The following is a 19,955-nucleotide window of genomic DNA, read 5'->3' as shown; positions in this document are numbered from 1 at the left end:
GAGCCTCCCATGTACCCCAAAAACACCTGGTACGTCGCCTGCACCCCCGATGAGATCGCCACCAAACCTCTGGGCCGGCAGATCTGCGGGGAAAAAATCGTGTTCTACCGCGCCCAAGAGAACCAAGTGGCCGCCGTCGAGGACTTCTGCCCGCACCGCGGCGCACCGTTGTCGTTGGGCTATGTCGAGGACGGCAACCTGGTGTGCGGCTACCACGGTCTGGTCATGGGTTGCGACGGCAAGACTGTGTCGATGCCGGGCCAGCGGGTGCGTGGTTTCCCCTGCAACAAGACCTTTGCGGCTGTCGAGCGCTATGGCTTCGTCTGGGTCTGGCCCGGCGACCAGGCGCAGGCCGACCCGGCGCTGATTCCGCATCTGGAATGGGCGGTGAATGATGAGTGGGCCTACGGCGGCGGGCTGTTCCACATCGGTTGCGACTACCGCCTGATGATCGACAACCTCATGGACCTCACCCATGAAACCTATGTGCACGCGTCCAGCATCGGCCAGAAGGAGATCGACGAAGCACCGCCGGTCACCACCGTCACCGGCGACGAAGTGGTCACCGCCCGGCACATGGAAAACATCATGGCTCCGCCCTTCTGGCGCATGGCCTTGCGTGGCAACGGCCTGGCCGATGATGTACCGGTGGACCGCTGGCAGATCTGCCGTTTCACCCCACCCAGCCATGTACTGATCGAAGTGGGCGTGGCGCATGCCGGCAAGGGTGGCTACCACGCCGATGCACAGCACAAGGCGTCGAGCATCGTGGTCGACTTCATCACCCCGGAAAGCGATACCTCTATCTGGTACTTCTGGGGCATGGCGCGCAACTTCGCTGCGCACGACCAGGCCCTGACCGACAACATCCGGGAGGGCCAGGGCAAGATTTTCAGCGAAGACCTGGAAATGCTCGAACGCCAGCAGCAGAACCTGCTGGCCCACCCCGAGCGCAACTTGCTGAAGCTGAACATCGATGCCGGCGGCGTGCAGTCACGCAAGGTGCTGGAGCGGATCATCGCCAAAGAGCGTGCGCCGCAGCCGCAACTGATCGCCACCAGCGCCACCCCTGCCTGAGGAACAGCCGACATGATCGATGCCGTAGTGGTATCCCGTAACGATGAAGCCCAGGGTATCTGCAGCTTCGAGCTGGCAGCGGCAGATGGCAGCCTGCTGCCGGCGTTCAGCGCTGGCGCGCATATCGACGTGCACCTGCCCGACGGGCTGGTGCGCCAGTACTCGCTGTGCAACCACCCCGAAGAACGCCATCGCTACCTGATTGGCGTGCTCAACGACCCGGCTTCGCGGGGCGGTTCACGTAGCCTGCACGAGCAGGTGCAGGCCGGCACCCGGTTGCGTATCAGTGCGCCGCGCAACCTGTTCCCGCTGGCCGAGGGGGCGCAGCGCAGCTTGCTGTTTGCTGGCGGCATCGGCATTACCCCGATCCTGTGCATGGCCGAGCAACTGTCCCACAGCGGCCATGCCTTCGAGCTGCACTACTGTGCCCGCTCCAGCGAGCGTGCAGCGTTTGTCGAGCGGATTCGCAGTGCGCCGTTCGCTGATCGGCTGTTCGTGCATTTTGACGAGCAGCCGGAAACGGCGCTGGACATCGCCCAGGTGCTGGGCAACCCGCAAGATGATGTGCACCTGTATGTATGCGGGCCGGGCGGGTTCATGCAGCATGTGCTGGACAGCGCGAAGGGCTTGGGCTGGCAGGAAGCCAACCTGCACCGCGAGTACTTCGCCGCAGCACCGGTGGATGCCAGCAACGATGGCAGTTTCTCGGTGCAGGTGGGCAGCACGGGCCAGGTGTTCGAGGTGCCAGCCGACCGGACCGTGGTGCAGGTGCTGGAAGAAAACGGTATCGAGATCGCCATGTCGTGCGAGCAGGGTATCTGCGGCACCTGCCTGACACGCGTGCTGCAGGGTACACCGGACCATCGCGATCTGTTTCTCACCGAACAGGAGCAGGCCTTGAACGATCAGTTCACGCCCTGCTGCTCGCGCTCGAAGACGCCGCTGCTGGTGCTGGATATCTGACCCGGCTTACGACGAGGGCAGGATGACTTTCATGCCCGCGTCTGCCGCTGCCCCGCCAAAGGTTTCGGCATAGCGCAAGGTGGCATTGGCGTGCTCGCGCATGATCGCTTCAGCGCGGGCACCCTGGCGGTTGACCAGGGCATCGAACACAGCGTGGTGCTGCATGTGGGCGAAGTTGAAGCGCCGGTACTCACGGGCCAGATCATGGCGATCCACCGCCAGTGCGGTGACCGAGGCGAACGGCAGGTGGTCGTTACGCGCCAGGGCAACGGCAATGGCCGGGTTGTGGCTGGCTTCGATGATCACCTGATGAAAACGCATGTTCAGGTCGTGATAAGCCTGCAAGTCGTCTTCACTCACAAAGCCCTTGTCGAACAGTTGGTCGCCGTCGACCAGGCATTGTTGCAGCGCAGCGCGTGCCTGCACCGACAAGCCACGCTCTGCAGCCTGACGCGCAGCCAACCCCTCCAGCACACCACGCACCTCGACCGCACCCGCGATGTCGTCGGCGCTGACCGAGCGCACCTGAAACCCCCGGCCGCCAAAGCGCACCAGCAGGCCTTCCTGTTCGAGGGTGCGAAATGCCATGCGCACCGGCATGCGTGAAACGCCGAACAGTTCAGCGGTTGGGACTTCCATCAAGCGCTCGCCGGCCGCCAGCTCGCCCGAAGCGATCATCTTGCGCAACGCGACCAGCACCATTTGACCGGGTTTGCTCATCCAGGCGACTTCCAAAGACATGAGCGGGCATCTTAGCGCAAGCCGAGGGGTTGCTGCAGGCCTGTGTAGGAGCGGGTTTACCCGCGAAGCAGGCGACGCGGGGCATGGCACCGGCTGCGCCGGTGTTCGCGGGTGAACCCGCTCCTACGGGGGGCGCGCTAACGCATGGAAACCAACCTGTCTCAAGACATGCGCCGTAAATGTAGGAGCGGGTTTACCCGCGAAGCAGGCGACGCGGAACATGGCACCGGCTGCGCCGGTGTTCGCGGGTGAACCCGCTCCTACGGGGGGGCGCGCGCCAAGAAACCAACCTGGCGCAAGACATGCGCCGTAAATGTAGGAGCGGGTTTACCCGCGAAGCAGGCGACGCAGAACATGGCACCGGCTGCGCCGGTGTTCGCGGGTGAACCCGCCCCTACAAGGTCAGCGGATAGCTGACGATCAGGCGCGTCTGGTCGAGATCACTGTTGAAGCTGCGCCGGTTGGTCGCGTTGTTCAGCCGGATGTTGAGGTTCTTCAAAGCCCCGCTCTGGAAGGTGTAGTTCACCTCGGCATCGCGCTCCCACTCCTTGCCATTGCTGCCCGCCGCCGTGGTGGCATTCTCGCCGTGGCCGTAGCGCACCATGGCCAACAGCCCTGGCACACCCAGCGCGGCAAAGTTGTAGTCGTAACGCACTTGCCACGAGCGCTCGTCAGCATTGCTGAAGTTGCCGTTGAACATGTCGTTGCCCAGGGTTCGCCCACTGCTGCCGTACACCGACATCCACGGGCTGTCGCCACTGACCTTCTGCAACCCCAGGTACAGGGTGTGGCCACTGTGTGAAGCTGACAGCAAGGCGTAGCCGGTGCGGCTCTGGATGTCGCCGATGCGCGCCTGTCCGTCATCCCGGTCAATGAAGTAGCCAAGGTTGGCCCCCAACGTCCACTCCCCGACCCGCTGGCTGTGCAGCAGGTTGAAATAGCTTTGCTGGTAGATGTCCTCCAACTGCGAGTGCCAGGCGCCGATCAGTGTTCGCTGCTGGTTGAAGCGGTACTCGGCGCCGGCGTAGTTGAAGCCGTCCGAGGTGACCCCGGGCGCGGCCCAGGCAGATAGGTCCTGCATGTCCGAAGAGTGGCGCAGGCTCACCTCGCGGTACTGGCCGGCCTGCAGGCTCAGGCCTTCGATTTCTCGCGAGTCGAGCATCGCGCCACGGAAGGTCTGCGGTAGCAGGCGACCATCGTCGTAGCGCAGCAGTGGAATATCCGGCAACAACTCCCCCACTTTCAGCTCGGTCGCGGAAATACGCAACTTCGCCGCCAGCCCTGCCCGACCGTAGTCGTCGGCCGCACGCCCGTCATCGTGCACCGGCAGCAGTTCTGAGCCGCTGGTACCGCGGCCGCTGTCCAGTTTCACGCCGAACAGGGCGATACCGTCCAGGCCAAACCCGATCAGCCCTGGGGTGTAGCCCGAGCTGAACTTGAAAATGAAACCCTGGGCCCACTCTTCAACCTTGCCCTTGGCGGCCCCCGGGTCGCGGAAATCACGGTTGAAATAGTAGTTGCGTAGTGTCAGCCCGCCCTTGGCTCCTTCAAAGAAGCCCCCTTCATCGGCCCAGGCCGGCAAACCGAGACCAAACGCCAGCGAAACTGCCAGGGCCGAACGGGCCAGCGTGCAGGTTGTATCCATCATTATTATTGTTCTCCGCTTTCAATAGGCGCAGCAGGCCGCCCCAGGCCAGCTTGACCCGGAGCAGGAAGTTGCATTCAGATACCCGGCCAGGCCGGGTTGCACTCAGTGACTCAGTGCATCAGCAGGCAGGGTGGACGCCGGCTTGTTCATCGGGCGCAGCAACAGCAGGCAACCCGCGGCAAGCACGAACACGATGGCGAACACGCCATACAGATGCAGGGGTTGCCAGCCGCCATCGAGCAGCACGCCAGCCACGGTCGGCGACAGGATCGCGCCCATGCGACCGATGCCGATACCCCAGCCCACGCCGGTGGCGCGTACCGAGGCGTCGTAGACCACCGGCGACAAGGCATACAGCCCAGCCACGCAGCCGTTGGAAAACAGCCCGATCAGCAGCCCCAACGCCAGCGCCGCAGTGACCGAGGCACCATTGGCCACAAACAGCACCAGCAGCGCTGCGGTAATGAGCATGAACAACGCCAGCACGCGAGTCAGTGGCCAGCGCGAAGCCAGGCCGCCGATCAGCGCCGCGCCAAGGATGCCGCCCACGCTCAACAGCACGCCGCCGGTGATGCCTTGCTGGGCCGACAAGCCGGCGGCCACCAACAGTTTCGGCGTCCAGCTCATGACGAAGTAGAAGCCGAACATGACCAGGAAGAACAGCAACCAGATCACCAGCGTGGTGCGGCGCATGGCCGGCGCCAGCAGTTGCCTGAAACCGCTGCTGGCACCCTCTGCCCTTGCGGCAACGGCCGGCAGTTGCGCCAATGCCGGTTGACCGAGGCGCACGGCCAGACGGTTGACCCGGGCCAGAGCATTGGCCGGCCGGCGCGCCAGCAGAAAGTCCAGCGACTCTGGCAGCCACAGCAGTACCAGCGGGATCACCAGTACGGTGACGATGCCGCCAAACAGAAATACCGAACGCCAGCCCCAATGCCCCAGCAGCCATACCGCCAGCAAACCACCCAGGGTCGCGCCCAGCGCATAGCCAGTGGACTGCAGGCTCACCGCCAAGCCGCGCCAGCGTTTGCTGGCATATTCGCTGGCAATCACATTGCTGCTGGCCAGGATGCCACCGATGCCCAGCCCGGTCAGGCCACGCAGCAGCGCCAGTTGCAACGGGCTCTGACTCAGTGCCGAGAGCAGCATGCCGATACCGGACAGCGCCAGACACAGCAGGATCAGCGGGCGTCGGCCAAAGCGGTCAGCCCACGGCGCGATGAACAATGACCCGGCCGCCATACCGAACAAGCCGGCACTGAGCAGAAGCCCTACCTGCGCCCCGTTCAGGTTCCACTCGGCAGACACAGAGGCGGCGGTAAAGGCCATGACCAGCACGTCGAAGCCATCGATCATGTTGAGGATGATGCAAATACCAATGGCCAGGCACTGAAAGCGGCCCATCGGGTCGTTGTCCAGACGTTGCTTGAGATCGGTATTCATGGGGTCACCTGTCGGCCAGGCTTGGCCACAGGCGAGAGGAAAGATGCGCACGCGCAGGCGGAACCCTGACGGTTCAGTGCCGTTGGATAGCCATTCATGACTGGACCCTTTTTGTAATTGTTATCGCATACGGCAGGAGGGCTCCGGCCGTTGTCAGGCGCTAATCAACCAGATAATGGATCCATAGACAACATGACGAAAGCACTGAATCTCAATTTTTCCGGGCCAATTTCAGTAAATAGCTGTGAGCACAATAATTTTTTCCATTTAAATCAACTATTTAATCTATGACAACATTAGAAACTTGATGTTCGGTTATCGCACAAAATCCAATTATGGATCCACAAAGTCATCGCAAACCAGACTTGTGCCACCCTCATCAATGCGCAATGAACAAATCTTCATGTTCCCCCTCAGCGCCCTGATCATGGGGCACACAGCCGATGCCAGCCAGCGGGCAGCCGGGGCTCGTCTTGAGGGGGCAGTACGGGTTGCGTAGCATCCGCGGCCCGATCGCGCGCGTACTGCTACCCCTCAGGATCGATTCACTGATGCCGCAACCTATCCCTCTAAAGGACCACGAAAAGGAAAAACACCTGGTCAACCGTCGGCTTCTGGCCTGCGCCGCCATGGTGTTCAGCCTGTGTGCCGTCCTGGTTGGCCGGCTCTATGTGCTGCAAGTGCTGCAGCACGCCCAACAAACGGCCGTGTCGGAAAACAACCGCGTGCACGTGTTGCCCATCGCCCCCGAACGCGGGTTGATCTACGACCGCAACGGCGTGGTGCTGGCCGACAACAAGCCCAGCTTCGACCTGACCATGACCCGCGAGCGGGCCGGCGGCGACTCGGCCAAAGTGCTCGACACCCTGACGCAGGTGCTGGGCCTGACCGAAGACGACCGTAAGCAGTTCGACAAGGACCTGCGCCGTGGCCGCAAACCGTTCGAGCCCGTGACCCTTATGGTGGGCCTGAGCGAGGAACAGATCGCCCTGGTCGCCGTGAACCAGTTCCGCCTGCCAGGCCTGGACGTAGAGCCGCAATTCATCCGCGAGTACCCACTGGCCGAGCATTTCGCTCATTCAGTGGGCTATGTGGGGCGCATCAACGAGAAAGAAGCCAAGACGCTCGACAGCACGGAGTACCGCGGCACCCAATCGATTGGCAAGACCGGCATCGAGCGCTTCTACGAAAGCCAACTGCATGGCCACGTGGGCTACGAAGAGGTCGAGACCAACGCTCAAGGGCGGGTGATGCGCGTGCTCAACCACAAGGACCCAACCCCAGGGCAGGACATAGTTTTAACCCTGGACGCCCATTTGCAGATAGCCGCAGAAAAAGCGCTGGGTGACCGCCGTGGCTCGGTGGTGGTGCTGGACCCGGCCAATGGTGACGTACTGGCGATGGTCAGCAACCCCAGCTTCGACCCCAACCTGTTCGTCAAGGGCATCAGCTTCAAGCAGTATGCTGCGCTGCGCGACTCCATCGACCGTCCACTGTTCAACCGCGTCCTGCGCGGCCTGTATGCGCCCGGCTCGACCGTGAAGCCTGAAGTGGCCATCGCTGGCCTCGACAGCGGGGTGATCACCCCTGGCAGCCGGGTATTCGACCCGGGCTACTACGAGCTGCCCAACTATCACCACAAGTACCGCAACTGGAACCGCAGCGGCGACGGCTGGGTGGACATGTACACCGCCATCATGCGTTCCAACGACACCTACTTCTACGACCTGGCGCACAAGCTGGGCATCGACCGCCTGCACGACTACATGGCCGAGTTCGGCCTGGGCCAGAAGGTGTCGCTGGACATGTTCGAGGAGGCCTCCGGGCTGATGCCCTCGCCCGAGTGGAAGCGCGCTACGCGACGCCAGGCCTGGTTCCCGGGCGAGACACTGATCCTGGGCATTGGCCAAGGCTATATGCAGGTCACCCCCCTGCAGCTGGCCCAGGCCACCAGCCTATTGGCAAGCAAGGGCGTATGGCACCGCCCGCACCTGGCCATGACCGTGGGCGGCGACACGCCGATCGACCCCCACCCCATGCCCGACATCGTTCTGCACGACAAGCATGCCTGGGACCAGGTCAACCAGGGCATGCAGATGGTCATGCACGACCCGCGCGGTATTGCCCGCGCCGCGGCCGCCGGTGCCCAGTACCGAATTGCCGGCAAAAGCGGTACCGCGCAGGTGGTGGCGATCAAGCAGGGTGAGCGTTACAACCGCAACAAGACCCTGGAGCGCCACCGCGACAACGCCCTGTTTGTCGGCTTTGCTCCGGCCGAGCATCCCAGCGTGGTAGTGGCGGTGATGATCGAGAACGGCGAAGCTGGGGGCCGAGTCGCAGGGCCGGTGGTGCGGGAGGTGATGGACGCCTATCTGCTGGATGAGCAAGGGCACCTGAAGCCGGAGTATGCGGGTGGCGCACCCACTCGGGGTGTGCCACACACCTGATTTTGCGGGGCCGCAGTGGAGACGGCCTTGGTCGCGAACGAGTCAGGATGCCGTGCGCGGCATCAGCTCATACGGGTGCTTCCACCCCGGCAGCGCCTGGATGCGGGCTTTCCAGGCCTCGATGTGGGTGAACTCTGCCAGCGGGATACCGGTGTCTTCTGGCATGAACACATACCCCGCCAACGACAGGTCGGCAATGGTCAACCGGCCACCGACCATGAATGGCGTCTTCGCCAGGTGCGCGTCGACAATACGGTAAGCCGCCTTGGCACGCTCGCGCAGGAACCTCGTGACATCGGTTTCACCGGTGTTCTTCAGGCAGAACAGAAAGCGCAGCATAGCGTAGTAGCTGGTGAACTTATGGTTGTCGAACAGCATCCAGCGCCAGATCTCGCGTTTTTCGTCTTCATCGCGGGGCCCGAACTGGCCGGTCTGTTCGGCAAGGTATTCCAGGATCAGCGCAGATTGGGTGAAGCGCTTGCCAGCGTGTTCCATCACCGGCACCTCGCCCTGCTCGTTCACCTCATCGCGCCAGGCTTGCTCACGGGTCTGGCCATGGAAGAAGTCGACAAACACCGGCTGCCATTTCTGACCGGTGAGTTCAAGCATGAGCGCAACCTTGTAGGCGTTGCCGGATTCGGCGAAGCAATGCAGCTTGTAGTCGGACATGGGCGAACCTTCAGTTTCCTTTGAATGATCGGCAGGGCCCTCTGCGGGCTTGCCCGTGAAGTGCCATCCACCCAAGCAAATCACGCGCATCCCGACGCGGTCAATCCATCACGCACTCCGCCGGCACCTTGAAAACCGTGAGTTCAGCCGCCTCGTCAGCGGCAGGTGCACTTTCCCTCTCGACACGCTCCACCCAAGAGCAGGGAACTACCCGAACGCCCCGGCCGTCTTAGACACTGAGTGGTTTATTTCCCTGTGCTTCACGCTACTGGAGAACACGACATGCGCCACCTACTGCTCGCCCCTGCGCTGCTGCTCCTGATGCCTGCCGGCGCTGCCCTGGCCCGCGTCGATGCGGGCGACGTCGCCACCTCGGCCGGTATTTCCGCTTCGCTGTATTCGACCTTCAAGGATGACAAACGGATCATCCCGGCCCGTGACGAACTTTCAGCGTTCGTCGCCAGCGGCGGTGCAATCCGTGGCGCCTATGTGGAATCGGCGCTTGAACAGGCCCGCAAGGACCACCCAGGGCTGCAGGCCAGTGATGAAGAGCTGGCCCGGGCCATCCTGTCGCAAGATGACCCTGTGGCTGACCATTGAGTAAACCTGTACCGGCCCTTTCGCGGCGGTTCAACGCGACAGGGCCGGTACAGTGCCGCTTCACCCCCAGCCATCCATGCGCATGGTCGCCCTGACCAGGCGCTGCTCTTCCTGCTCGATCTCCTGCAAACTGTCGCGTATGCCGTAGATATGCTCACGCGCCGCCCGCTGCGCCTGCTCGGGCATTTGCTCCATCACCGCGCGATACAACCGCGCATGCTGCCGATCAATCTGGCGTTTCTGCGCTGACCGGCAATACAAATTGTTGACCGAAGCAAACACGGTGCTCAGCGTCAGGTCACTGAGCGATTGCAGCGTATGCACCAGCACCGGGTTATGCGACGCCTCACTGATCGCCCGGTGAAAGGCATGGTCACGACGGGCATGCTCACGGGCATCGAGCGCCTGCGCAGCCTCGTGCGCAGCCAGCATTTCTTCATAGCGCCGGCGGATCAGCAGGCGGTCGACGTCGGTAGCGCGCAACGCAGCCAACCGCGCCGACTCAGCCTCCAGCAACGCCCGGACCTCCAGCAGGTCGAACAGCGTACGCGGTTGCGAACTGAACAGGTGCATCAAAGGCGTAGCACCCGCCTGCCCGGTGAGATCGGCGACAAACGAACCCCGCCCCTGTTCGGTGTCGATGATGCCGCGCCCGCGCAAAACGCGCAGTCCCTCCCGCAACGCCGAACGTGAACAGCCAAGCTTCTCCACCAGCCGCCGCTCCGATGGCAGCGCCTGCCCCACCTTGAGCACGCCCTCGACGATAAGCCGCTCGACCCGTTCGGCCACCTGATCAGCGACCTTGACCTTGCCTTCAGTACCCACTGCACACACTCCTGCTGGTAGGACCACTTTGACTTATAGCGCCAATCTAGCCGGACAGAGCCGTGAGTAACCAGCACTGTCCGAAGAAACTGGTAGGACCAGTCAACATCTCACTCGACCCCGGCCGCTAGCCCGCGCACGCTGCATCGGTGACCGCTTTGCCAACAACAATAAAAACCGTTGCCGAGTGAGCCGATGAATATCCTGTACGACGAACGCGTCGATGGCGTGCTGCCTGACGTGGACCGGGCCGCCCTGTTGCAGGCGCTGCGCGACGCCCTGCCGGACCTTGAAATCCTGCACCGCGATGAAGACCTCAAACCGTACGAATGCGACGGCCTGTCGGCCTACCGCACAGTGCCACTGCTGGTGGTGCTGCCCGAGCGCCTGGAACAGGTGCAGACGCTGCTGAAGCTTTGCCACCAGCGCGGCGTACCGGTGGTTGCGCGTGGCGCCGGTACCGGCCTGTCGGGTGGTGCCCTGCCGCTGGCCAAGGGCATCCTGCTGGTGATGGCACGCTTCAACCGCATCCTTGAGGTCAACCCGCAGGGGCGCTACGCCCGCGTGCAGCCGGGCGTACGCAACCTGGCCATCTCCCAGGCCGCCGCACCCCATGGCATGTACTACGCACCAGACCCTTCCTCGCAAATTGCCTGCTCGATCGGGGGCAACGTCGCCGAAAACGCCGGTGGCGTGCACTGCCTCAAGTACGGCCTGACCGTACACAATGTGCTCAAGGTGGAAATCCTCACAGTCGAGGGCGAACGCCTGAGCCTGGGCAGCGATGCGTTGGACAGCCCCGGCTTCGACCTGCTGGCATTGTTCACCGGCTCCGAAGGCATGCTCGGTATCGTCACCGAAGTCACTGTCAAGCTGCTGCCCAAGCCCCAGGTGGCGCGGGTGATACTGGCCAGTTTCGAATGCGTCGAGGACGCTGGCCGGGCAGTCGCCGACATCATCGCTGCCGGCATCATTCCCGGTGGCCTGGAGATGATGGACAACCTGGCGATCCGCGCCGCTGAAGACTTCATCCATGCCGGTTACCCGGTGGACGCGGCGGCGATCCTGCTGTGCGAACTGGATGGCGTGGAAGCCGATGTACACGACGACTGCCAGCGCGTCGCCGCCGTGCTGACGCAAGCCGGGGCCCGCGAGGTGCGCCAGGCCTGCGACGAAGCCGAGCGTGTTCGCTTCTGGGCCGGACGCAAGAACGCCTTTCCGGCCGTGGGGCGCATCTCGCCGGACTACTACTGCATGGACGGCACCATTCCGCGCCGCGAGTTACCACGGGTGCTCAAGGGCATCAGCGACCTGTCCGCGAAGTATGGACTGCGGGTGGCCAACGTGTTCCATGCCGGCGACGGCAACATGCACCCTTTGATCCTCTTCGATGCCAACCTGCCCGGCGAGCTGGAGCGTGCCGAAGCGATCGGCGGCAAGATTCTGGAGCTGTGTGTGAAGGTGGGCGGCAGCATCACCGGTGAACACGGTGTGGGGCGCGAGAAGATCAACCAGATGTGCGCGCAGTTCAACAGCGACGAGATCACCCTGTTCCACGCGGTGAAGGCCGCCTTCGACCCTCAGGGCCTGCTCAACCCCGGCAAGAACATTCCCACCCTGCACCGCTGCGCCGAATTCGGCGCCCTGCATGTGCACCATGGGCAACTGCCCTTCCCCGAGCTGGAGCGCTTCTAATGAGCATGGACCGCGACATGAGCCAGACGCTGTTGGAGCAGGTCAACCAGGCGCTGAACGAAGGTACGCCGCTGCGTATCCAGGGCAGCAACAGCAAAGCGATGCTCGGCAACCCGGTGGCCGGCGAAGTACTCGACACCCGCAACCACCGCGGCATTGTCAGCTACGACCCCACCGAGCTGGTACTCACGGCCCGCGCCGGTACCCCCCTGCGCGAGATCGAGGCAGCCCTGCACGAGGCTGGCCAGATGCTGCCCTGCGAGCCGCCCCACCTGGGCCCCGAGGCCACCTTGGGGGGCATGGTCGCGGCCGGGTTGTCTGGCCCGCGACGGCCGTGGGCCGGGTCGGTGCGCGACTTTGTACTGGGTACACGGGTGATCACCGGCCACGGCAAACTGCTGCGCTTTGGTGGCGAGGTGATGAAGAACGTCGCCGGCTACGATGTGTCACGCCTGATGGCGGGCAGCTTCGGATGCCTGGGGCTGCTGACCGAAGTTTCGTTGAAAGTGCTGCCACGGCCACGCCTGTGCCTGAGCCTGCGCCTGCCGATGGGCCGCAATGAAGCGCTGGCCGAGCTGGCCGAATGGGGCCAGCAACCGCTGCCGATCAGCGCCGCCTGCCATGACGGCGAAACGCTGTACCTGCGCCTGGAAGGCGGCGAAGGGTCGGTGCAGTCGGCACGCCAGCGGCTGGGGGGCGAAACACTCGATAACCGCTTCTGGAGCGACCTGCGCGAGCAGCGCCTGGCGTTCTTTACCGACGCCGCCCCCCTGTGGCGCCTGTCCGTACCCACCATCACCGGCGAGCTGGAACTGCCCGGCCAGCAACTGATCGACTGGGGTGGTGCCCAGCGCTGGCTCAAGACCCGCGCACCAGCGCAGGCCATTCGCGACCAGGTGGCCAAGGTGGGTGGCCACGCCACCTGCTACGCCCCCGGTGCAACCAGCAGCCCGCCACTGCCGGTTGCACTGATGCGCTACCACCGCGCCCTCAAGCAGCAACTCGATCCCCAGGGGGTGTTCAACCCTGGCCGCCTGTACCCGGACCTGTGAGGCCAGACCATGCAAACCAACCTTAGCGAACCATCGCGCCGCCTGGCCCGCGCCGACGAAGCAGAACGCATCCTGCGCACTTGTGTACATTGCGGTTTCTGCACAGCCACCTGCCCCACTTACCAGTTGCTGGGCGACGAGCTGGACGGCCCGCGCGGGCGCATCTACCTGATCAAGCAGATGCTCGAAGGCGAGCCGGTCACCGCCAGCACCCAACTGCACCTGGACCGCTGCCTGACCTGCCGCAATTGCGAAACCACCTGCCCATCCGGGGTGAAGTACCACGATCTGCTGGACATCGGCCGCGCAGTGGTCGAGCAGCAAGTGCCACGCCCGCTCAGCCAGCGCCTGTTGCGCCTGGGCCTGCGTGCGGTGGTGCCGCGCCCGGCACTGTTCAAGGCCCTGACCCGCAGCGGCCAGGCGCTGCGCCCGCTGCTACCGGCCTCAGTCAAACGCAAGTTGCCGGCGCAGGTCACCCCACCCTGCCAGCGTCCGGCAGTGCGCCATGCGCGCCGGGTACTGATGCTGGAAGGCTGCGTGCAACCGGCCCTGTCACCCAATACCAATGCCGCTGCTGCGCGGCTGCTCGACCGCCTGGGCATCAGCGTGCAACCGATCCGGCAAGCCGGATGCTGTGGCGCGGTGGACTATCACCTGAATGCCCAGGAGCAAGGCCTGCAGCGGGCACGGCGCAATATCGACGCCTGGTGGCCCGCCATCGAAGCGGGTGCCGAGGCTATCGTGCAGACCGCCAGCGGCTGCGGTGCGTTTGTCCGCGACTATGGGCACCTGCTGGAAAAAGACCCCCATTACGCTGTCAAGGCCGCCCGGGTCAGCGCCCTTTCCCGCGATCTGGTGGAAATCTTGCGCGATGAGCCGATCGAACAATTGGCCCTGTGCGCCGAACAGCGCCTGGCCTTCCACTGCCCATGCACCCTGCAGCACGCCCTGAAGCTGGGCGGTGCGGTAGAAGCGTTGCTGACGCGGCTCGGCTTTACCCTGACCTCGGTGCCCGATGGCCACCTGTGCTGCGGCTCGGCGGGGACCTATTCGCTGACCCAGCCTGAGCTGTCACTGCAACTTCGCGACAATCGTCTGAATGCGCTGGAAAGCGGTAAGCCGCACCTCATTGCCACAGCCAACATAGGCTGCCAGGCCCACCTCGACGGGGCTGGACGTACGCCCGTGCGCCACTGGATCGAAATTGTCGAAGCAGCCTTGAACCCGGAGCCCGCCCATGCTTAGCAAATCCGTTATCGGCCAGGCCGAAATCGCCCGCGTACTGAGCGCCGCCCGCCAGGAAGCCCAGGCCCGGCAATGGAGCGTGACCATCGCCGTGGTCGACGACGGCGGCCACCCACTGGCCCTGGAACGCCTGGACGGCTGCGCACCGGCCAGTGCCTACATCGCGATGGAAAAGGCCCGCACCGCCGCACTGGGGCGCAAAGAGACGCGGGATTATGAAGAGATGGTCAATGGTGGCCGTACTGCATTCGTGACCGCCCCCCTGCTGACCAGCCTTGAAGGTGGCGTGCCGCTGCGGGTGGAAGGCCAGGTGGTGGGCGCCATTGGTGTATCCGGCGTCAAATCCGAACAGGATGCCCAGGTGGCCAAGGCGGGGGCTGCTGCCTTGTAGACCCTGGGGTTCGACCACCGCCCAGCATCTTAAGACGTTTCCTACGCAGCCCTCAGAAGCGCCCTACTTGCTGCCTCTGCCCACAGAAAACATGATCGGCACTGGAGGACGCAAGGTCGCGATCCAGAGGAGGCTCCGCATGCACCCGTACGCCCGCCCCATCGCCGAACTGCGCAGCAGCCTGCGCGAAATGCTGGCCCATGACATGACCAACCCCGACAACGACCCGCACTTGTCGGGGGTCATGTTCTTCTGCGCCACCGATGAACATTCCCGGCAATTGATCGAACGCATCGAGTTGCTGGCCAGCGAGGTGTTCTTCGACGCCAACGGGCGGGCCATTTCAGAGCATATGAAAGCTTCGACGGTTGAAGGCGTGCGCATCAAGCGCAACCGCAACGCGCCGGAAGACGAAACCGTGATACGCATTGCCTTGGCAGAAAAAGGCTATATCACCGTCAGCACCGCTCGGCTCTGAGCGGTTGGCTCGGCCTCTTCGTCGCCTGTGACAAGCACCTGAGTCGCAGCCAATCCGCTATCCTGAGCAATCCTCCGCTCCGGACCCGACCATGGAACTGCACATTCGCCTGGAGGGCCGCAAAGGCCTGGCCGATCAGCTTTACCAGCAACTGCGCGACGGTATCGACAGCGGCCACCTGGCCGCCGGCTCCCAACTGCCGCCTACCCGTCTGCTGGCTGAACAACTGGGCGTATCGCGCAAGACCGTGGCCGAGGCCTATTCGCGGCTGACCTACGATAACCTGCTCAGCGGCGTGGTCGGCCGTGGCACATTCGTCACCCCACGCCATCCGCTGCGCAGCAACGAATCAGCCACCATCCCCCTGGCCGGCGCCGCATCCCTCGAGCGCTGGCAGCAGCGCGCCACCGTGCTCAGCCAACGCCAGTTGCAGGCGCCATCGCGCTATGACTTCGTCGGTGGGGCTTCGAGCAAGGCGCAGTTCCCGTTCGACCAATGGCGCAGTTGCCTGAACTACGCCCTGCGCCGTAGCCAGCGCCACCCCGAGCGCCAATTCCCGGCCCAGGGCTTGCCGGAACTGCGCGAAGCCATTGCCCACCACATCGCCTACTCGCGCGGGGTGCACTGCAGCGCAGCCGACCTGCTGGTGTGCAACGGCGCCCAGCAGGCGCTGGACCTGATTGCCCGGGTACTGGTCGAACCGGGCTGCCAGGTGGCCATGGAAGATCCTGGCTACCCGCCGGCACGGCAATTGTTCCTGGCCCTGGGTGCACGCCTGCAATCGGTGCCGGTGGATGATGAGGGCCTGTGCGTGGAACAGATCGCTGACGGCACCCGGCTGATCTACGTAACACCCTCGCACCAGTTCCCGCTGGGCATGCCGATGAGCGAGCCACGCCGGCATGCCCTGCTTGCGCGGGCCGCCGAACTGGGTGCACTGATCATCGAAGACGACTACGACTGTGAGTTCCGCTACCACGGGCCAGCCTCGGACGCGCTGCAGCGCCTGGACCGGCATGGGCTGGTAGCCTACGTCGGGACCTTCTCCAAGACCTTGCTGCCCGAGCTGCGCCTGGGTTATGCCGTATTGCCGCCTGCCGTACTGCAGGCCGCTTGCGTGGCCAAGCACCTCAGCGATTGGCATAGCCCAACCCTGCTGCAGTGGGCGCTGGCGCGCTTTCTTGGCGAAGGCCACCTGAACAAGCACATCCGCCGCTGCCACGAGGTCTACAGCGCACGCCGCGAGCGCATCCTGGCGCGCCTGGGCGGCGATCTGGCACCGTGGTTCCGCACCATCCCGGCCAGCGCCGGCTTCCACCTCAGTGCCTTGGCTACACCTGGGGTGGATGTGGAGTTGCTGGCCAATCTCGCACGCAAGGTAGAAGTCGGCCTGTATTCACTGGCGCCCTTCTTCAGCGAGGCGCCGGTACGGCCGGGGCTGTTGATGGGCTTCGGCGCCATCGAACTGCTGGATATCGACCCGGCGCTGGACCGGGTGCGCGATACCCTGCAACGCCTCAGTTGATTGCTGCGGCCTTGCCTGTTGCAGTCGGGCGGGCGATGGCTGCCGTATAGCCGCGCGGGTTGAAGCACGCGGTCACCAGCAGCATTGCCAGCACGGTCACGGTCAACAGCGTCCACGAAGCCTGGAAGTCGCCACTGACATCCCGCAACCAACCGGTGATATACGGCACGATGCCGGTGATGATAAAGCCGATGCCCTGTACGAACGCCGCCAGGCTGCCGGCCTTGGCAGGCGTTTTCAGGTGTTCCAGGGTCAACGTCAGGCACTGGCTGAAACAGGCACCCAAGCCAAAGCCGATCATGGCTACCCAAAACCCGGAAGCCGCCGTAGGTATCAGCAGAAGCCCCAGGAAGCCCGCCAGCTGGATCGTCAACGCCAACCACAGCCCTGGACGCCTGTCTGTCCAACGTCGCAGCAGCAGCGGCAAGCCGAGCGCACCGAGCACCTGGAAGACGGTCATCAAGCCCACCAGGTCGGCGCCGCCCTGGGCGCTGCCGCCGTGTTCGATGTGGTAAGCCGGCAACCAGGCCACCATGCTGGTATAGCCGCCATTGATCAGGCCGAAGTACAGGGCCAGCAACCACGCCCGGCGGGTGCCGAACCAGTGCCCGCCTGCGGCCCCAGACAGCTTTGGCGCCTCCTGCCTTGGCCGCAGCACGGCCCAGGCCAGCACCGCCAGCACGGCCGGGACAGCCCAAACGCCCAGGCCCGCCTGCCAGTAACCGAAATGGCCGCTGATGTGTGGACCGAGTACTGCAGCCAGGCCGCCGCCGCTCATCAGTGCCGCCGAGTACAGCCCCATTGCCCCGGCCAGACGCCCGGGGAACCAGCGGTTGACCAGCCCCGGCATCATGCCCTGCACCACCGCCACGCCCAGGCCGGCGACCAGCGCACTGGCGATCAGCGCCCAGGCACTGTCCAGTTGCAGGCGCCACAGGCAGGCCAAGGCAATCGCGGCCAGGCCTGCAAGCATGCCGCCATGCTCGCTGACCCAGCGTCGCAGCCACGGTTGCAACAGGGGCACCAGGCCCATGCACAGCACCGGTAGCGCCGTCAGCAGGGCGGCCTGCTGGTAACCCAGGCCGGTGCTGGCGCGCATGGGTTCGAGTAACGGGCCGATACTGGTCAGGATCGGCCGCAGGTTCAACGCCAGCAGGATCACCAGCAACAGGTTCAATGCAGCTCTCATTGTGAATCGGTTCTCTTGAAGCAGGAACTGGCCATTATCCCGGCTCGGCTGGCTTGGCAGAAATGAAGAGATTGGATGCAGGTCAGTGGCCACCTGAATGGGCGATTGGCCTCCCGCTTATGCGCAAAATTGGCTATCGGGGTGACCAATGAGCGGCGCTACAGTAGCGCCATACCCACCCCGCACTTTGGAGACTGCCATGCACAACCGTATCGAATGGGCCAGACACGCGCCGCAAGCCTACAAAGCCATGGTCGGCCTGGAGCAGGCCCTGGCCAACAGCGGCCTTGAAAACTCGCTGCTGGAGCTGATACGCCTGCGCGCGTCGCAGATCAACGGCTGCGCCTACTGCGTCAACCTGCACGCCAACGATGCACGCAAGGCCGGTGAGACCGAAGCACGCTTGCAGACCCTGTGCGTGTGGCAGGAAACCAGCTACTTCACGCCGCGTGAACGTGCTGCGCTGGCCTGGGTCGAGAGCCTGACCCGCTTGCCTGAGCAGGGCGCGCCGCAGGGGCAATATGAAGCCCTGCAGGAACACTTCGAGCCAGCCGAGGTGGCCAACCTGACCTTGGCAATTGCCACCATCAATGCCTGGAACCGGTTCGGCGTCGGCTTTGCCATGGTGCCGGCCTGATCCTTTCGGGTGGCCTGTGCAGGCCTGTTCGCGGGCAAGCCCGCTCCTACAATTCTGTGCGTGCCCTGTAGGAGCGGGTTTACCCGCGAACACCGGCAGAGCCGGTGCCATCCACCGCGTTGGTTTCTTCGCGGGCATGCCCGCTCCCACAGGTAGAACGCAGGCCGGCCAGCCGCGCCCGGTAGCTCCCAGGGCTCTGGCCGGTCCACTTCTTGAACGCCCGGTGGAAGGCACTCGGTTCCTGAAACCCCGCCTGCTCGGCAATTTCGGCGATGCTCAACGTGCCTTCGCGCAGCCGCTCGAAGGCCATGGCCCGGCGCACTTCATCCTTGATCTGCTGGTACGAACGCCCTTCCCGCTCCAGCTGCCGGCGAAAGGTACTGGCACTGATCCCCTGCTGCTGCGCCAGCGCGGCCAATGTCGGCCACTGCCCATAGCGCAATGCCCGCAGGTGCCGATACACCTCAGCCACCAGCCCGTTCTGATTGCGAAAGCGGATCACCAGCCCCTGAGGTGCACTGCGCAGAAAGGTCTTCAGGGCTGCACGGTCCTGCACCACCGGCAGGCGCAGGTAAGCGCTGTCGAACTCCACCTCGGTGCGTCCGCTGCCCAGGCGCAGGTCTGGCCCCCACAGCAGCAAGTCGTCCTCCTGGGCCGGGCGCGACACTGCGAGCTCCGTGCGGTCGATGGCAATCCGCCGCCCGGCCAGCCAGCACAGCATGCCGATCATCAGCACCAGGTAGGTTTCCTCGGCATAGACACGGGTCAAGGGGTCGGCAATGTTCGACTGCACACTGATCAGCGCCCGCCCGCCACGTACCGTCAGGCTGCCATGCAGGTCACGCAGGAACAGACCGAAGCCCCCCATGCACTGGCGCAAGGCCTTTTCCAGGTTCGGCTCGAGGATCAAACCCCGACAAATCAGGGCGAAACTGCCCAGCGGCATGCCATGGCTGTCGAGGCCAAAGAACTCATCGTCAAGGCGCTGGATCAACGCCAGCCACAGCTGGGCGAACGCCTTGGCCGGCACCCGTGCCTGAGGCTGATCGAGCAGCTGCGGGGCGATGCCCACCGCAAGCAGCTGGGCATCACGCTCGGCGGGGGTGTCGCGCAAGGCGTGGAGCATGGCGTTGAGAAAGTACACGGCGACTGAATCGCTTTCGCGCATGGCGGTTTTCGCTGTCTATGCTGAGTGGCAAAAAGTGCCAGGTTCTTTGAACAGATCCGGCATAGGCTGCAACAGAGCCTTTGCCTAGACTCGAACCCACTTCGGGGCCGCCGACCATTCTCGCAGAGCCTGGCCCGGTCCCGCCACGCCTTCGCAATCGGA

At 64.2% G+C, this 19,955-nt stretch carries 18 protein-coding genes; 11 read left to right on the top strand and 7 right to left on the bottom strand.

What is annotated here, in order from left to right:
- The first annotated feature begins 9 nt into the window (after positions 1-9).
- Positions 10-1,077, top strand: coding sequence for a Rieske 2Fe-2S domain-containing protein (locus tag ACF8EA_RS22470; protein WP_392523271.1), 1,068 nt, complete (start codon positions 10-12; stop codon positions 1,075-1,077).
- A 12-nt stretch (positions 1,078-1,089) separates the two neighbouring features.
- Positions 1,090-2,040: a PDR/VanB family oxidoreductase gene (locus ACF8EA_RS22465; protein ID WP_392523269.1), complete on the top strand. Its 951-nt coding sequence runs from the start codon at positions 1,090-1,092 to the stop codon at positions 2,038-2,040.
- Between the two features lie 6 nt (positions 2,041-2,046).
- Here ACF8EA_RS22465 and ACF8EA_RS22460 read toward each other — a convergent pair whose 3' ends face one another.
- From ACF8EA_RS22460 to ACF8EA_RS22450, 3 genes are all read right to left on the bottom strand, one after another.
- Entirely contained in the window at positions 2,047-2,760 is a 714-nt protein-coding gene (locus ACF8EA_RS22460; protein WP_392523318.1) for a GntR family transcriptional regulator, read from the bottom strand.
- A gap of 415 nt (positions 2,761-3,175) precedes the next feature.
- Entirely contained in the window at positions 3,176-4,429 is a 1,254-nt protein-coding gene (locus tag ACF8EA_RS22455) for an OprD family porin (protein WP_103444237.1), read from the bottom strand.
- 102 nt (positions 4,430-4,531) lie between these two features.
- Entirely contained in the window at positions 4,532-5,872 is a 1,341-nt protein-coding gene (locus ACF8EA_RS22450; RefSeq protein WP_021782074.1) for an MFS transporter, read from the bottom strand.
- 551 nt (positions 5,873-6,423) lie between these two features.
- On the opposite strand from ACF8EA_RS22450, the gene mrdA reads away from it, so the two are divergent.
- Positions 6,424-8,319, top strand: coding sequence for a penicillin-binding protein 2 (gene mrdA / locus ACF8EA_RS22445; RefSeq protein ID WP_392523267.1), 1,896 nt, complete (start codon positions 6,424-6,426; stop codon positions 8,317-8,319).
- Between the two features lie 42 nt (positions 8,320-8,361).
- Here the strand turns inward: mrdA and ACF8EA_RS22440 are convergent, their stop codons facing one another.
- Positions 8,362-8,988, bottom strand: a complete 627-nt coding sequence (locus ACF8EA_RS22440) for a glutathione S-transferase family protein (protein ID WP_103444235.1) — start codon at positions 8,986-8,988, stop codon at positions 8,362-8,364.
- 282 nt (positions 8,989-9,270) lie between these two features.
- Here ACF8EA_RS22440 and ACF8EA_RS22435 point away from each other — a divergent pair, with 282 nt between their 5' ends.
- Positions 9,271-9,588 (top strand): DUF2388 domain-containing protein, encoded by a 318-nt coding sequence (locus ACF8EA_RS22435; protein ID WP_064493044.1) that lies wholly within the window; start codon positions 9,271-9,273, stop codon positions 9,586-9,588.
- 60 nt (positions 9,589-9,648) lie between these two features.
- Here the strand turns inward: ACF8EA_RS22435 and glcC are convergent, their stop codons facing one another.
- Positions 9,649-10,413, bottom strand: a complete 765-nt coding sequence (gene glcC, locus ACF8EA_RS22430; protein WP_103469785.1) for a transcriptional regulator GlcC — start codon at positions 10,411-10,413, stop codon at positions 9,649-9,651.
- A 195-nt stretch (positions 10,414-10,608) separates the two neighbouring features.
- Here glcC and glcD point away from each other — a divergent pair, with 195 nt between their 5' ends.
- The 6 genes from glcD to ACF8EA_RS22400 all read left to right on the top strand — a co-directional run bounded on the left by glcD (position 10,609) and on the right by ACF8EA_RS22400 (position 16,799).
- Positions 10,609-12,108: a glycolate oxidase subunit GlcD gene (glcD, locus tag ACF8EA_RS22425; protein ID WP_274102593.1), complete on the top strand. Its 1,500-nt coding sequence runs from the start codon at positions 10,609-10,611 to the stop codon at positions 12,106-12,108.
- A complete protein-coding gene (gene glcE / locus ACF8EA_RS22420) occupies positions 12,108-13,160 on the top strand; it encodes a glycolate oxidase subunit GlcE (protein ID WP_392523265.1) in 1,053 nt (350 codons plus the stop codon). Before glcD ends, glcE begins: the two co-directional genes overlap by 1 nt.
- Positions 13,161-13,169: 9 nt before the next feature.
- Entirely contained in the window at positions 13,170-14,405 is a 1,236-nt protein-coding gene (gene glcF, locus ACF8EA_RS22415; RefSeq protein WP_392523263.1) for a glycolate oxidase subunit GlcF, read from the top strand.
- Positions 14,398-14,796 carry a heme-binding protein gene (locus ACF8EA_RS22410; RefSeq protein WP_392523261.1) on the top strand — a complete coding sequence of 133 codons (399 nt, stop codon included), beginning with the start codon at positions 14,398-14,400 and terminating at the stop codon, positions 14,794-14,796. Before glcF ends, ACF8EA_RS22410 begins: the two co-directional genes overlap by 8 nt.
- Positions 14,797-14,935: 139 nt before the next feature.
- Positions 14,936-15,274, top strand: a complete 339-nt coding sequence (locus ACF8EA_RS22405) for a hypothetical protein (RefSeq protein WP_012051955.1) — start codon at positions 14,936-14,938, stop codon at positions 15,272-15,274.
- 91 nt (positions 15,275-15,365) lie between these two features.
- Positions 15,366-16,799 (top strand): PLP-dependent aminotransferase family protein, encoded by a 1,434-nt coding sequence (locus ACF8EA_RS22400; RefSeq protein WP_392523259.1) that lies wholly within the window; start codon positions 15,366-15,368, stop codon positions 16,797-16,799.
- Here the strand turns inward: ACF8EA_RS22400 and ACF8EA_RS22395 are convergent.
- The gene (locus tag ACF8EA_RS22395; protein ID WP_392523258.1) at positions 16,792-17,988 is read right to left on the bottom strand and encodes a CynX/NimT family MFS transporter; all 1,197 of its coding nucleotides are present in this window, start codon (positions 17,986-17,988) and stop codon (positions 16,792-16,794) included. The two genes, ACF8EA_RS22400 and ACF8EA_RS22395, sit on opposite strands and share 8 nt — an antisense overlap.
- Before the next feature lie 199 nt (positions 17,989-18,187).
- Between ACF8EA_RS22395 and ACF8EA_RS22390 the strand changes: the two genes are divergently transcribed.
- Positions 18,188-18,625, top strand: a complete 438-nt coding sequence (locus ACF8EA_RS22390) for a carboxymuconolactone decarboxylase family protein (protein WP_392523257.1) — start codon at positions 18,188-18,190, stop codon at positions 18,623-18,625.
- A gap of 79 nt (positions 18,626-18,704) precedes the next feature.
- Here the strand turns inward: ACF8EA_RS22390 and ACF8EA_RS22385 are convergent, their stop codons facing one another.
- The gene (locus tag ACF8EA_RS22385; RefSeq protein WP_392523256.1) at positions 18,705-19,793 is read right to left on the bottom strand and encodes an AraC family transcriptional regulator ligand-binding domain-containing protein; all 1,089 of its coding nucleotides are present in this window, start codon (positions 19,791-19,793) and stop codon (positions 18,705-18,707) included.
- Between the last annotated feature and the right edge of the window lie 162 nt (positions 19,794-19,955).

Origin of the sequence: Pseudomonas sp. YQ_5 (genome assembly GCF_043103305.1) — a bacterium.
In the GTDB taxonomy this organism is placed as follows: Bacteria; Pseudomonadota; Gammaproteobacteria; order Pseudomonadales; family Pseudomonadaceae; genus Aquipseudomonas; species Aquipseudomonas putida_Y.
Note: the sequence above shows the minus strand (reverse complement) of the source record. Positions and strands in the feature narration are given on the sequence as shown.

Bases quoted from the DNA above. Each gene is read 5' to 3' on its own strand.
- ACF8EA_RS22470 (WP_392523271.1), top strand. From the start codon at position 10: ATGTACCCCAAAAACACCTGGTACGTCGCCTGCACCCCCGATGAGATC.
- ACF8EA_RS22465 (WP_392523269.1), top strand. From the start codon at position 1,090: ATGATCGATGCCGTAGTGGTATCCCGTAACGATGAAGCCCAGGGTATC.
- ACF8EA_RS22460 (WP_392523318.1), bottom strand. From the start codon at position 2,760: ATGAGCAAACCCGGTCAAATGGTGCTGGTCGCGTTGCGCAAGATGATC.
- ACF8EA_RS22455 (WP_103444237.1), bottom strand. From the start codon at position 4,429: ATGATGGATACAACCTGCACGCTGGCCCGTTCGGCCCTGGCAGTTTCG.
- ACF8EA_RS22450 (WP_021782074.1), bottom strand. From the start codon at position 5,872: ATGAATACCGATCTCAAGCAACGTCTGGACAACGACCCGATGGGCCGC.
- mrdA (WP_392523267.1), top strand. From the start codon at position 6,424: ATGCCGCAACCTATCCCTCTAAAGGACCACGAAAAGGAAAAACACCTG.
- ACF8EA_RS22440 (WP_103444235.1), bottom strand. From the start codon at position 8,988: ATGTCCGACTACAAGCTGCATTGCTTCGCCGAATCCGGCAACGCCTAC.
- ACF8EA_RS22435 (WP_064493044.1), top strand. From the start codon at position 9,271: ATGCGCCACCTACTGCTCGCCCCTGCGCTGCTGCTCCTGATGCCTGCC.
- glcD (WP_274102593.1), top strand. From the start codon at position 10,609: ATGAATATCCTGTACGACGAACGCGTCGATGGCGTGCTGCCTGACGTG.
- glcE (WP_392523265.1), top strand. From the start codon at position 12,108: ATGAGCATGGACCGCGACATGAGCCAGACGCTGTTGGAGCAGGTCAAC.
- glcF (WP_392523263.1), top strand. From the start codon at position 13,170: ATGCAAACCAACCTTAGCGAACCATCGCGCCGCCTGGCCCGCGCCGAC.
- ACF8EA_RS22410 (WP_392523261.1), top strand. From the start codon at position 14,398: ATGCTTAGCAAATCCGTTATCGGCCAGGCCGAAATCGCCCGCGTACTG.
- ACF8EA_RS22405 (WP_012051955.1), top strand. From the start codon at position 14,936: ATGCACCCGTACGCCCGCCCCATCGCCGAACTGCGCAGCAGCCTGCGC.
- ACF8EA_RS22400 (WP_392523259.1), top strand. From the start codon at position 15,366: ATGGAACTGCACATTCGCCTGGAGGGCCGCAAAGGCCTGGCCGATCAG.
- ACF8EA_RS22395 (WP_392523258.1), bottom strand. From the start codon at position 17,988: ATGAGAGCTGCATTGAACCTGTTGCTGGTGATCCTGCTGGCGTTGAAC.
- ACF8EA_RS22390 (WP_392523257.1), top strand. From the start codon at position 18,188: ATGCACAACCGTATCGAATGGGCCAGACACGCGCCGCAAGCCTACAAA.
- ACF8EA_RS22385 (WP_392523256.1), bottom strand. From the start codon at position 19,793: ATGCGCGAAAGCGATTCAGTCGCCGTGTACTTTCTCAACGCCATGCTC.